The organism is Aquiflexum sp. TKW24L (assembly GCF_023502205.1).
Classification (GTDB): domain Bacteria; phylum Bacteroidota; class Bacteroidia; order Cytophagales; family Cyclobacteriaceae; genus Cognataquiflexum.
Genome location: NZ_JAMFLG010000002.1, coordinates 245,264 through 258,898, shown reverse-complemented (window position 1 = coordinate 258,898; position 13,635 = coordinate 245,264). Strand labels below are relative to the sequence as shown.

At 41.2% G+C, this 13,635-nt stretch carries 10 protein-coding genes; 3 read left to right on the top strand and 7 right to left on the bottom strand.

Annotated elements, in window-relative coordinates; genetic code table 11:
* Nucleotides 1-456: 456 nt before the first annotated feature.
* Nucleotides 457-1,614 (top strand): Fic family protein, encoded by a 1,158-nt coding sequence (locus M3O96_RS02495; protein WP_249718460.1) that lies wholly within the window; start codon nt 457-459, stop codon nt 1,612-1,614.
* A 56-nt stretch (nt 1,615-1,670) separates the two neighbouring features.
* Here M3O96_RS02495 and M3O96_RS02490 read toward each other — a convergent pair whose 3' ends face one another.
* Nucleotides 1,671-1,988: a MotA/TolQ/ExbB proton channel family protein gene (locus M3O96_RS02490; protein ID WP_249718458.1), complete on the bottom strand. Its 318-nt coding sequence runs from the start codon at nt 1,986-1,988 to the stop codon at nt 1,671-1,673.
* A gap of 149 nt (nt 1,989-2,137) precedes the next feature.
* Between M3O96_RS02490 and M3O96_RS02485 the strand changes: the two genes are divergently transcribed.
* The gene (locus tag M3O96_RS02485; protein WP_249718456.1) at nt 2,138-2,836 is read left to right on the top strand and encodes a LytR/AlgR family response regulator transcription factor; all 699 of its coding nucleotides are present in this window, start codon (nt 2,138-2,140) and stop codon (nt 2,834-2,836) included.
* Between the two features lie 278 nt (nt 2,837-3,114).
* On the opposite strand, the gene M3O96_RS02480 is transcribed toward M3O96_RS02485, so the two are convergent.
* The 4 genes from M3O96_RS02480 to M3O96_RS02465 form a co-directional block, all read right to left on the bottom strand.
* On the bottom strand, nt 3,115-3,849 hold the full coding sequence (locus M3O96_RS02480) for a LytR/AlgR family response regulator transcription factor (RefSeq protein ID WP_249718455.1): 735 nt from the start codon (nt 3,847-3,849) through the stop codon (nt 3,115-3,117).
* Nucleotides 3,846-5,285 carry a sensor histidine kinase gene (locus tag M3O96_RS02475; protein ID WP_249718453.1) on the bottom strand — a complete coding sequence of 480 codons (1,440 nt, stop codon included), beginning with the start codon at nt 5,283-5,285 and terminating at the stop codon, nt 3,846-3,848. Before M3O96_RS02475 ends, M3O96_RS02480 begins: the two co-directional genes overlap by 4 nt.
* Nucleotides 5,286-5,546: 261 nt before the next feature.
* The gene (locus tag M3O96_RS02470) at nt 5,547-5,798 is read right to left on the bottom strand and encodes a hypothetical protein (protein ID WP_249718452.1); all 252 of its coding nucleotides are present in this window, start codon (nt 5,796-5,798) and stop codon (nt 5,547-5,549) included.
* Nucleotides 5,799-5,932: 134 nt separating this feature from the next.
* Entirely contained in the window at nt 5,933-8,026 is a 2,094-nt protein-coding gene (locus M3O96_RS02465; RefSeq protein ID WP_249718450.1) for a penicillin acylase family protein, read from the bottom strand.
* Between the two features lie 361 nt (nt 8,027-8,387).
* Between M3O96_RS02465 and M3O96_RS02460 the strand changes: the two genes are divergently transcribed.
* Nucleotides 8,388-10,817: a TonB-dependent receptor gene (locus M3O96_RS02460; protein ID WP_249718449.1), complete on the top strand. Its 2,430-nt coding sequence runs from the start codon at nt 8,388-8,390 to the stop codon at nt 10,815-10,817.
* 560 nt (nt 10,818-11,377) lie between these two features.
* On the opposite strand, the gene M3O96_RS02455 is transcribed toward M3O96_RS02460, so the two are convergent.
* On the bottom strand, nt 11,378-12,913 hold the full coding sequence (locus M3O96_RS02455; RefSeq protein WP_249718447.1) for a S8 family peptidase: 1,536 nt from the start codon (nt 12,911-12,913) through the stop codon (nt 11,378-11,380).
* 142 nt (nt 12,914-13,055) lie between these two features.
* Nucleotides 13,056-13,550, bottom strand: coding sequence for a cupin domain-containing protein (locus M3O96_RS02450; RefSeq protein WP_249718445.1), 495 nt, complete (start codon nt 13,548-13,550; stop codon nt 13,056-13,058).
* Nucleotides 13,551-13,635 lie beyond the last annotated feature (85 nt).

The window sequence follows — 13,635 nt, the reverse complement described above, 5'->3', positions numbered from 1 at the left end:
TTAGAGGTAGTGTCCTCAAATCCCAAAACCTGATTAACATTTTTCCTACACCAACCTCGTCTCAGAATACAGATCGTATGCAGCTACCAAAAGTTGGTGGTCAGGGGCTTGACCTTACCGTGCAAAATTTTTCAATTCACTCCGCTGCTCGACATATACTGGGAAATAGGTGCGGTCCAGTTCATCCCACATGACCAATAGATAGGAAAATGGTGTTTTGCTTAAACGCCCTTTTTTCAGCCATTCCTCAAAAACCGATTCATCAAGCGCATTGGAGTAGCATGGCCCTTCAAAGATTATTGGATTTTATTGCTTAATATCTTTTTAGCTCTTTGAATTATGCTGCAATCGTAAATATCTATATTTGCAAAAAAGTGTAAAAACGCAATTATAATATTTTATATTTGCAATGAATGTATTTTTCGCAATTACAAAATTCTACAGGGGCAGATAGAGATGGAAATAAAAGATATCAAGAGCTTTAAGGCTGGTGATTGGGTCAAACGTCAGGAATATCGAAGCTTCAGTCCTGAAAAAATCAACTACGAATGGGTGATTTCAGATCCAAAGCTGGCAAACTTACTCAGTCAGGCAGATAGAAGTTTGGGTAAACTAGATGCTTTTTCTGAGCTGATTCCCGATATTGATTTTTTTATTTCGATGCATATCACAAAGGAAGCGACTGTTTCAAGCAAAATAGAAGGGACTCAAACATCTTTTCAAGAGGCTTTGGTCAAAGAACAAGATCTTGATCCAGAGCGAAGAGAGGATTGGAAAGAAGTACGGTGCTATATTGAAGCCATGAACCAAGCCATTGGGGATATGGATAAACTTCCCATCTCAACACGACTGATCAGACAAACTCACGCAACTTTATTGAAAGGCACAAGAGGGAAAGAAAAACTTCCCGGGGAGTTTAGAACCAGTCAGAATTGGATCGGACCAAGTCTTAAGAATGCTGTATTTGTTCCACCAACCCATCCTGAGATTCCTGAACTGATGGGCGACCTCGAGCAATTTATACATGCTGATATAAGTGAAAATCCGACCTATGTACCCCATCTTATAAAAATTGCTTTGATTCACTATCAGTTTGAAACTATCCACCCATTTCTCGACGGGAATGGAAGGATCGGAAGATTACTGATCACGCTGTACTTACTTGATAAAGGACTTTTGAAGAAACCTGTTTTGTACCTTTCAGATTTCTTCGAGAAAAACAGAAGGGATTATTATGACAACCTGATGAGAGTGCGAGAAAAAGATGATATGTATACTTGGCTTGGTTTTTTCCTGATTGGTGTAATAGAAACCACCGAAGCCAGTATCAATACATTCCAACAAATCTTAGCACTTCGAGAGAGAGTCGAATTCACACAGCTTGTTGAACTTGGAAAGCGTCAGCAGGAAGCAAAAAAAATCTTAAACTACCTTTACGGGAACCCGATTATTGACAGTTCCAAAGTGGCAGAAATCCTAGGAGTGCACGTTTCGACAGCCAACAGATTGATCAAGGACCTCGTTCAAATGGGAATACTTGTTGAGCTTACTGGATTCAAGAGAAACAGAATCTTCGCCTTTCAAGCGTATATCGATTTGTTCAGCACACCTTAAGTAAAAAAATTGGAAAGCCTCAAATCGCAAGATTTGAGGCTTTTTTGTTACATATCTTACAAAAACCTAGGCTTATTGACCACCCGAATAATCAGGGAGACAATATAAATAAGCACTCCAAAAATTGTTGAGATCGTGCTATACTTGAGCCCTCCGGCAATCATTGCCTGATTTACTTCTCCTCCAAAGGACTCTATACCCTCAAACATTCCATAAAGCCCAATCACTTGCCCTAGAATTCCAACTGACAACGCTATTAGGCCTATTTCTTGGGTCCATTCCTGAAACTTAAAAGCTGTCACTAGAACAGCTACTAAAATGAGAGCCAGAATACTCATGATAATCGGACCCCCTGCATAAAATAAATCTATCATATTTTTTTGGTTTTGGTACATCTCAAAATTACCCCAAAACTCACCCAAAAGGCAAGTAATAAACCCTCATATCCCAGTCGAATACGGGATTATAGTAAATCCGGATATGTTAAAAACACCTTTTGAGATCTATTTTACTATTTTTGAACATGTACAAATCCATACGACTCGAAATTGTATTCTGGCTAGGAACGGCTTTCTTGATGGCTTTGATTGTACGAGACGCATTTTCCAATTCCCAAGGAAGCTGGCTTGCAGGCTGTCTTTTACTACTCCCCACCTTGCTCCTTCAAAAGGGAATCTCTTGGGCATTGAAATTCTCCAGCTGGAAGCGCTACAACCGCTTGTTTTTAATTGTTGTTTCCTCACTTTACCTCGCTTATTTAGCGATCACTTTTGTGTATTGGTACTTTTTGGGTTTTAATCCAAACTATTTTGAAAAGTCCATCATCAATCCCGTCCTTCTTTGGGTCATTATGGGATTTTTTTCAGGGCTTTATTTCTTCCTTTTTCGAAAAAAACTATCAGAAAACAGCCGTCCAAAAACTATCAGTTTTTACAGCAACAGGAAGTTAATCTCCTTGAGACAGGATGAAATCCTTTTTGTGGAAAGTTTGGGAGAGTATACTGAAATCCAGTTAGTCAATGGACAATCTCTGAAAAATGGGGTAAAAATCAGTGAATGGAGTAATCGCCTACCTCAGTTTCTCCGAGTTCATCGATCTTTTTTAATCAATCCTAAATTTGCGATTTACAAGGGCCAGGAGGTGGAAATCAACGGAAAGCAATTAATTTCGATTTCGAGAACTTACAAGGAACAGACAAAAGCTCACTTTTTGAAAATGTAAAAAAATCTCAAATCTAAATATTTGAAGCTTTTTTTTGACTAAAAAATTTGCTGTCTCAAATATTGAAACCTGATTAACATTTTTCCTACACCACCCTCGTCTCAGAATACAGATCGTATGCAGCTACCAAAAGTTGGTGGTCAGGGGCCTGACCATAGCGGGCAAAATTTTTCAGTTCGCTCCGCTGCTCGACATATACATTGATGTAGGTGCGGTCCAGTACATCCCAAGTTCAACTCAAATTTTTTTAATTGAGTTAAGTAGGTACCTGATTTTTTTTACATGAAGAGCCGTTTTACCTCTTCCTTTTTCAATCTTGCCACTGGGACTTGACTACCATCAGACATCAGGAAATATCCGCCTTCAGTTTTGATATATTTACGGATGTGGTCCTTATTGATAAGATGCGACTGATGTGTCCGATAGAACCGGATATCATGCAAAAACCTTTCAAAATGCCCTAGATTGCCAGATAATAACAAGGGGGGGTTTTTATCTATAAAAATCCGAGTGTAATTCGCTTCTGCTTCAAGGCGTATAATGTTGCTAATAAGGACAAAAACTACCTCATCTTGAGTGGGTAGAGCAATACGACGGTCTTCCCGATTGCTAAGGTTATATTTAAGCAAATCCAGTCTTTCCTTTTCTGATTGATTCCTGTGTAATTTCTCAACTGCTTGGACTAGTTCAAGAGGATCAACAGGCTTTAACAAATAATCCAAAGCACTGTACTTTATAGCTTTTAGTGCATAAGAATCAAAAGCCGTCACAAAAATGATGTGGAAGTTAACTTCCCCAACTTGATTTAAAAAATCGAATCCACTTCCTCCCGGCATTTCTATATCCAGAAAAACCACATCAATATCATTGTTCATTACTACAAAAAGGCCTTCTGCCGCAGAAGAGGTTTCTTTAACCGTAGAAATGGAGGGGCAGAGTTGCTTAATATGCGTCGCCAAAAACTCGCGATTTCCGGCCTCATCATCGATAATCAATGCATGGTATCCCATCATTCAATTGGAAGCTTAATAGAAACTTTTACCCCACTTTGATCTTCCCTGTTGGAAATTTCAACAGATGCCTCTTTCAAATATATATGATTTAGGGTTTTAATATGCGCATTTCCTAGGTGGATTCCTGCCGAAGACTCCTTTGGTTCGGAAAGTCCCGGTCCATTGTCCAAAATTTCGATTTTCATGAATTCACCATCTCTTGATATCAAAATTTGGATCTCTCCTTCTTCTCCCTTTGAAGCGACGCCATGTTTAACCGCATTTTCGACGTAGGGCTGGAGAAGCATCACGGGTACCAGATTTCCTAGTTCCACGTCATTTGAAACTTTGATTTTTGAAGAAAACGCAAAACGCAGCTTCTCCAATTCAAGGTAAAGTTCCGTCAACTCTATCTCCTGGTCCAGCTCATGAAATTGTTTTTCCGAGATAGAAAGTACACGTCTGAGGAATTTGGACAGTTTACGGAGATATGAATTAGCCAGTTCATTTTTTCCTTGACTAACTAAATTCTGAATAGAATTAAGTGAATTAAATAAAAAATGAGGGTTCAGTTGAGCACGAATGGCTTTCAGTTCAGCTTGAGTAAGTTGTTGAGCCCATTGCAATTCCCGGGTTTTTCTTCTTTGTGTAGATCTGTAGAACAGAAAAAGGGTAAGCCCAAGGAGAACAACACCCAAAAAAGTAAAAAGTACAAGGGCTAGTGACTCCTTCCACCACGGGTTACTTATCGAGAAGGGATATCTGAGTGTAATTGAATCAGGTGCATTTTTATAGGGCCAGACCACAAACTCATAATTGCCGGGTTTTAGATCATCATAAAGAAAAAGAGCAAAGGGGTCATCTTGATTGAGAGCTTGTGGTGCAGAATGAAAACCGACCAATTGAACTTCTGCCCCTTCAACCAATTGATCTACGACAAAATAAAGTCCATTCTGAGAATAAGGGAACTTTGGATTAACGGGCAAGCCCCTGTCATTCAATTCGGATATATACTCCTTACTTTTCCAATCGTATTGGGAAGAGTCAGGATAAGATTCAAAAATATATTTTATCTGTAGCGCTACATAGTTTTTGAAAAACTCAGCGGGATATAAGTCAGCCAGTTCTACCTGGTTATAGTCAACTTGCCAGCTGATTTCGAGTGTATCTTGTCGTTTTTTATCTATAAAAACATAACTGTTTTCAGAACCAGGTGAGGAACCCATAGCGAATCCATTCTTTATTATAATGGGCTGATTAAAATCAGTAGCGCTTTCGTTATTGATAAGCAAAGCAATATCAAGATCATCTCCAAGTGAATCAGATACAATCCCCAAGGAACTTCCTTCCGGAATTACTAGCTTTACCGGAACGCCTGTCCTAGGGTCAAATGAGTCAGATAAACTATCAATGTCCAGGACCTCATCATTTAAGGTGACTTTTATCCCTATTTTCATCTGCCCTTTTTGTACAAAATGGATTTGTCCATAGGCAGAAATAGGAGACAATCGAAAAATTAATAAAAGGAGAAAGATTTTGGATAGGCGCATAGTTTTAGTGTTTTGTTTGACCAAATCTCACTCCTTTTCAAGATGATTTTCTTGATGGATGTATATTCGGGAAGTTACACTGTATAATGAGGAAACTTAAATCCTCAATCCCCTATTTCTTATTGACCCACTTCGGTTCTCCCAAGATTCAACTCCTAAATTGCTCTCCTACACCACCCTTGTCTCAGAATACAAGTCGTAAGCTGCTACCAAAAGTTGGTGGTCCGGAGCCTGACCATAGCGGGCAAAATTTTTCAATTCGCTCCGCTTTTCGATATATACAGGGATGTAGGTGCGGTCCAATTCGTCCCACATGACCAATAGATAGGCAAAAGGTGTTTTGCTTAATCGCCCTTTTTTCAGCCATTCCTCAAAAATCGATTCATCTAGCGCATTGGGATAGCTTGGGCCTTCAAACATGATTTGGTTGTTTTAATATGAATTTCAAAGATAAGGATTGGTTGAATTATCTATTCCTAAAGGTAACAAATGAGGTCTTACTAATATGTGGGGATTTTTCAAGTTTTTACCTCACCAGAAGGCAAAAAATCAAATCACTTCTTACCTTCCGGATTATAAATCTCTTTTGCTGTTTTCAGGACCTCGGCCTTATCCAATGTCATCGGCTTCAGCTTTTGACCGAGGAAGAGTTCCATCTGATCATCAAAGTGAGGGCTGTCAGGGTCATTGCTTGCTCCGAAGACATTGATTGTTTCGATCTTTGGAAGGCCTTCCCCAAAGCGAACCATCATAATATATGACTCTCCCTGTGTGCCTTTCCTCATCCCGTTTTCCCAAGGCAATGACCGCATGGCTGTAATCACATCATCAATTCCCTGCAAAGGCAGTACTTTGTCGCCTCTAACGAGTTTTTGATATTCTCCCAAGGTCACCACTTCTTTTCCAAAATGGGTGATAAAATGGGTCTTGGCTGCTTGGAGACTTTCTACTGATTCTTCTTCCGTCAGTGTGGTTTCCCAACTCCGCCCATTTTCAGCAAATTTGTCCCACCAATAGTAATAGACATAAGCAAAAACTGCCGCACCTTCACTCTCGATTCCGGAGCGTTTATCCCAGTTGTTAATGGCTTCTATCTGCTTTGCGATTTCGGGGTATTTGCTTGGGTTTAGGTCAAAAAGAGATTCCATATTGGTACGGAAAGCCATTTTTTCAGGCAATTGCCCATCATACTTGATTTGTTTGAACTGCTCGTAGGAAATCGTTCCGGTTTCAGGCATCAATTCACGGAAGCGGGTCGATCGGTTATTGTCGCGCAGCAGGTAATTCATCGATTTGGGGTAATTGTCGGGATTGAGATTGTCAGCCAATCCACTCGCTTTGAAAGGGGAATGATTGGTATTGAACAGATATCCTGAACTCGGATTGTATTGCTGCGGCAAATCCGCAAAGTCATGATAACTGCTCCAAAGCGCTTTTTTTGTATTTCCGGCTACTGTCCCGGTGAAATCGATGGAAGCATCTCTGATCGGGATCAAGCCATTGCTCACATAAAAAATCGTATCGTGTTTGTCCGCATAGACAGTGTTGAAACTGGTCAGTTCCATTCGGGTCATGGCTTCACTGAATTCTTTAAAATTCCTCGATTTGTTCATTCTCCACCATTGCTCCGGCGCTCCGATTCGCTCCAAGGCACCCAAGCGGATTGAAAATGTTCCTTGTTCAGTAACCAAGGTAGGACCGTAAATGCTTTTCCAGATTCCCTTTGGAAAGGGAATCGTGATCAAATCCCAGAGTTTTACCTGAAGCCAAACTGTTTCTTCTTCCAATTCCAGCCATTCTCCGTCTACCTTGTATTGATCCTCATCCTTAGGATTGATTTCCAATTGGTACAGGTCCAAAAGGTCCGGGAAGTTGACGGTGTGCGCCCATCCAAGATTTTCATTTACCCCATGAAAAATCATCGCTCCACCGGGGAAAAGTCCCCCAAGTATATTCCATCCTTCCTCCGAATGGAGGTGTGCTTCATACCAAGCTACAGGTCCATCTAGGGGTTGGTGGGAATTGATGGCTAGAAAAGCATCACCGGATTCAGTTCGCGAAGGGTGGATGGCAATGGCATTAGAACCTTTGGGATTGGCATCAAAAGGAAGGATTTCCACTTTGCCGGAGACAATTTGTTGAACAGCCCCATCTGCTCCTGACATTTGGGCAAGGGAGAGAATATACGCTGCCGTCATTTCTTTGGTATTGACGGGAAAAGCTTTTTCTAGTAAAACTTCTTCGGGATGTGCCAATGCAAAGTCATTCATTCCCGCCGCATAGGCTTCCAAAATTGCTTTGAATTCTTCTGAGTAGGCCGATTCATATTTGGCCTCGGCGATTTCAATGGTCTGAAGTAAATGTCCAAAGAAATCCACGGCAGCTCCATCTTGGCCATAGACCCTTCCCAACATTCGCTTTCCGGCAAGCAATGTTTTTTGGATTGTTTCAAAATCATCTTCGGCATGCGCCCAAGCCAAACCATAAGCTACATCTGCATCTGTTTGGCCAAAAATATGCGGAACTCCAAAATCATCCCGGGCGATTTGAACCTTCGAAGTGTCCCAACCTGAATGATCGTATAGGGAGTCACAAGAAAAAATTAAAAAGGGGAAGAGCAATAAAATCCCTGTTCGGATGATTTTCATAGGGTGTGAATCGACGGTTAGAATGGATTGCAAAATGCGTTTTTATTGTAAACAAAAAAACTGGGCAAGTGGCCAATTTTTGGAGGTTCACTGTACAGTATTTTGCTTTCTTTACCCCTAAGGTAATAGGAGGCGTTATGTATAGATTTTTCAATAATCTATACATATATAAATTTGAATGTATAGTTTTTAGGTAATCTCTTTCTCCCCTGGAATTTTTTTAATCCATAAATAAAATTAATGTCCATAATTAAAATAATTTAAATAGAATTAATCTAAATAAAGTTAAAATCTAAAAAGATGTTTTCTTAATATTGTGTTCTTATTTAAAATTAATCCAAATAAAAACAATATATAAAACATGAAACTGGTTTTTACAATTGTAATCGCTTTTGTCTTAGGTCTGACTGCTTCATTTGGCCAAAAAAATATGTTGAAAGGCAAAGTCTTGGACGAAGCCAAGCAGGCTATCCCCGGCGCCGCTTTGACGTTGGAGGGTACCGTAAGGGGAGTTCAGTCTGACCTTTCTGGCAATTTTAGCATGAGGGATATTCCCTCAGGAGATTATATCCTCAAAGTAAACATGCTTGGCTACAAGGAAGTCAGCATCCCTTTTACTATTGCACTGCAGGAAAATAAAGATTTGGACATCACCCTGGAGGAGGCGGTGGTTTCCTTGGATGCATTTGAATTCTCGGTAAGTAGGGGAATTATGGGACAAGAGCGCCTTCCGGAGGTGGACCGCTTCCGGATCAATGCCGGCAAAAAAAATGAGGTGATCCGGGTAGGAGAGATCAATGCCAACCTTGCGATGAACAACAGCCGTCAGATTTTTAGCCGTACGCCTGGTATTTCCATCTGGGAAAATGACGGTTCAGGGATTCAGTTGGGAGTTGCATCGCGGGGTTTGAATCCAAACCGCTCTTGGGAGTTCAATGTCCGGATGAATGGATATGACATCACACCCGATCCCATGGGTTATCCGGAGGCTTACTACACTCCTCCCATGGAAGTGGTGGAGCAGATTGAAATTGTACGCGGAGCATCTTCTATACAATATGGTTCTCAGTTTGGCGGATTGATGAATTTCGTGATGCGAAAGCCTGATAAATCCACGCGCTTCACTTTCGAAACTTTGAACACCGTGGGAAGCAATGGGCTTTTTAGCACTTTTAATTACCTCGGGGGAACAGAAGGGAAATGGAGTTATACTGCCTATTACCAAAAACGTGTAGGGAATGGATGGAGAGAAAACAGCTATTTCAATACAGACCATGCCCATGTGGAAGTCAATTACGCCGCCAGTAACCGCCTGATGATCGGACTGGAAATGACTTATATGGATACCGAAAGCCAACAGCCGGGCGGTCTTACAGATGAGCAGTTCAACACAGACCCAAGGTCAAGTTCTAGAGAAAGGAATTGGTTCAGCACGCCTTGGTTTATTCCGGCTTTGACTGCCGAATATATCGTCAGCGAAAAAACCAAGCTGAGCTGGAAAACTTTCGGGACCTTTGCGGAAAGAAATTCAGTTGGGTTTATGCGTCCCATAAACCAAGAGGATGATATGGGCAACAGGCAAGTGGATAGGGATTTCTACACCACCTACGGTTCGGAAGTCAGGATGATTACAGAGTATTCATTGTTTGGCAAATCAAATACCTTGGCAGCCGGACTTCGGTATTTCAACGGCTTTATCGACAGAAAGCAAGTAGGTGGCGGAGATAATGGCACTGAAATGAACTTTGACCTTATCGACGGCGAGGTTTTCAGAAGGGATTTTGATTTCACCAATATCAACCAAGCCGCTTTCGCAGAGAATGTATTCCGGTTTTCAGACAAATGGTTACTCACCACAGGCTTGAGGTACGAGAGGATCTCCTCCAACATGGAAGGTTTGTTCAATATCGTCAATGGCCAAGACCAGATTTTGCTCCCACAAAACACGACCAGAAATTTCGTTTTGGTTGGAATAGGATCTGAGTATAAAATCACCCCATCCATGGAATTTTATTCTAATTTTTCACAAGCATATAGGCCTGTGCTGATATCGGACCTCACACCTCCGGCCACCACAGACATCATCGATGAAAACTTGCAAGACTCAAGGGGATTCAATTTTGACTTTGGATACCGTGGTGCAATTCAGAATTGGATGAAATTTGATGTGGGGTATTTTTATCTGAATTATGCCGACAGGATCGGGACTATTGCTGTACAAGATGACAATGGAGCTATCTCTCAGTTCCGTACCAACTTGGGCAATTCGGTAAGTCAGGGTTTTGAGGGATATGTAGAGTTTGACCCTGTATCCGCCCTCACCAAAACTTCTAGATTTGGCTACCTGCACCTATTCGCTTCACTTGCTTTCGTAGATGCCCGGTACGGAGATTTTGCCACGACTTCTGTCAGGGAGGGTGAAATTGTCCCGGGTAACCTCAAAGGAAACCGGGTCGAAAATGCCCCACGAAAGATCAATAGATACGGAGTGACGTATCGGTACAACAGATTTTCTGTGACTTGGCAATTGAGTGATATCGGAGATGCTTTCTCGGACGCTTCCAACACCGTTTTATCCAATGCGGCTGCAACAGTTGGTTTGATTCCTGCTTATCGGGTTCAGGACATCTCAGCCTCTACAGACATCAAAAGACGCTATATATTCAAAGCAGGGATCAATAACCTGACCAATGAAATGTATTTTACCAGAAGGGCGGGCGGTTATCCAGGACCGGGAATTATGCCAGGTGAAGGAAGGACTGTTTACTTTACTTTTGGATTGAAATTATAGTCAAGCTGTGATTTTTTAAAAAGGCTGCCCATACATAATGGGCTGCCTTTTTTTGGTTGGACAAATGGATGAAAATCTGCCAGCTTTTGGATAAAGTGTAACTTTTTGAAAAGTTTGAATACTTTATAGAATATAAAAACTGAATCGTAAATCGATCTATCGGATTGCTTCAAAAATCCCTGAAAGATGGTTTCTGGTCTGGTTTGCTGTAATATATCAGGATATGTTGTTCCGACTATGGATTTTCAAATATCATTTAATTTGTCTATTGTAGATAGAAATTTGTGATTCCTGACATGGTCTATTAGACCTTAATTTGCGATCGTTGACCCACATTTAGTGACAACAAAGTAGCAGGCGAAACAAATTGAAGATAAAGACTGAAAAGCCAGTGAGTTAAAATATATGGCTACCCATTCTGACCTGATTTTGGGTTCTAGGTCCGAACTGAAAGGCTTGGCGAAATGTAGGCGCAGCAAAAATCGGGGATTTGGAATGACAGTACATAGAAAAAGGAGCCCTAGAGCTCCTTTTCCCTTTTATCAATTTATATAAATCAATTAATTGTAAGCCACTGTAATCGTAGAAGAGCAAGTAGCACTTCCCGCCGCGCATACCTTATATGTCAACGAACCACTGCCTTTAAGGTTAGTCCTGTCTTGATAAGTTGTAATGTTGGTTGTAGTTGCTATTCTGGTCCCGTTTCGGAAAATGTCCACTGAAGTACCACTCGCAAATCCTGAATAGGATAAATTTACACGAAGCCTTCCTGACACTTTTGCCCAAGTGGCAGAAAGTGTTATCGGACTTGGTTCAACTGTTGGAGGAGGTGTCACTTCTCCACCTGAAGCCCTTGTAAACAGAAGGTGGTTATTTGGAGAACTGGCACTAGTGATGACTCCTTTTGTAGCATTAGCACTGACCAGATCATAGATTTGTTGTGCTGTGGCGCTTGAATTGGTCTGAAGCAAGAGTGCTGCAGCACCTGCCACATGTGGACTAGCCATGCTGGTTCCATTTAAAGTTGCTGTCGCTGTGGTACCTGTGTACCAAGCAGAGGTGATTGATGATCCCGGGGCAAAGACTTTTACGGTTGTTCCAAAATTAGAGAAGCTTGAGCGCGCATCAGTGTTGGTGCTCGAACCTACAGCATAGGCATTAGGCGCATTTGCTGGGGTAAACCCTGAAGCATCTACGTTGGAGTTTCCTGCTGCCACGATTACCGGAATCTTTGCGTCATAAAGTCTTTTCACTGCATCATTCATAGTGGAGCTTGTTCCTGAGCCTCCTAATGACATATTGACTACAGCGGGGGATGTTCCTTTGTTGGCTACCACCCAGTCCATTCCAGCCAATACTACCGACCATGAGCCTGATCCGTTGTCTCCCAAAACTTTTACTGAGACTAGGGTTACTTTTTTAGCAACGCCATAGACTGTTCCGCCTACCGTTCCTGCTACATGGGTTCCATGTCCATTTAAGTCAGAACCATTATCGTTGTATCCAGAATAACCTTGCTGTGTTCGACCTGTAAACTCGACATGGTCATATTTGATTCCTGTATCCAAGATGTAAACTTTTACACCTTCTCCGGTCTGAGAGTAGGTATAACTGTTGCTTAATGGCCTAGCAGCCTGATCGATCCTATCGATACCCCATGTCGCCGGGCTTTGGGTGATGTCCGCAAATGCATAGGCAATTCCGTCTTCTTCGATTAGTTGTACACTTGGATCCTCCCTTAGAGCGCTTACCTGTTGTGGAGAAAGAGTGGCCGAAAATCCGGTAAATAAGCTACCGTACACTTGGTCTACCTGAATAGGGGTTATCCCAAACTTTGCGACAAGGTCTACGGCTACTTTTCTCATACCTGCCTGCGCATCTTCATAATCAACGGTTTTCCTGAAATTAATATTGCTTTCATGGAGTGTCACAATATACTTTCCGGAGAGATGAGTGGGTTTACCGTCGAGGGTATTGAACTCCTCCACTGAAGGGTTTATTTCATCTTGTGTCTCACACGATATTGAAAATAGGGACAAAAAGAGTACGCCTATTCCAAAAAACAAACTGGGCTTATTTAAGCTTAACTTTTCCATAAAGGTTATATTTTAGATCAATTAAATTTCAGCATAATAATTTGGATTTATGCATTTTATTTTGATTTAATTACAACAAATACTGCTAAAGTAAATAAAGTGAATAAAATATGTACTAAAGGTTGATTTGAATCCCAGGTTATCACCTTCCAAAATCATCTTGAAGTCTGACTATATCATCTTCATCGGAGGGATGGGAAGCATCTGTATGTTGCCAAATCTCCGCGACTACCCCCCAATCTTCCAAGCCAATCAACCGGTGTCTTTCCCCCTGTTGGAGCTTGATTTTGTCTCCTTCCAAAAGGGTTTTGATTTCATTTTGCACATCCGTCATGCTTGTTCCGACTGCTACTTTTCCCTTGATGCAGCGCCAGATTTCTGCTCGACGGAAGTGGTATTGCCAGCTCAGTCTCTTTTCAGGAGCTACCAAAAGGATTTTTGGGCTAAGTATTTCTGATATTTTCAGGGATTCAAAATCCTCCTCAGGAAAAAATTGAGCAGCAAATTGGGAAGCTTGGTTTTCATTGATCACCAAAAATCCTCCCCAAGGTCTTTGTTCGTCTTTTTTGACAATTTCAAATCCCGAACCTTCAATATACTGTTCGGTTTGTTTAAAAATCTCTTCTTTAGATTGCATTTTTTTCTATTTCAATAGTGTGGCAATAGGTCAAGAATGTAAAATGAATGGAAGAGAATTCTTCAAATTTATCCCTATCACATTT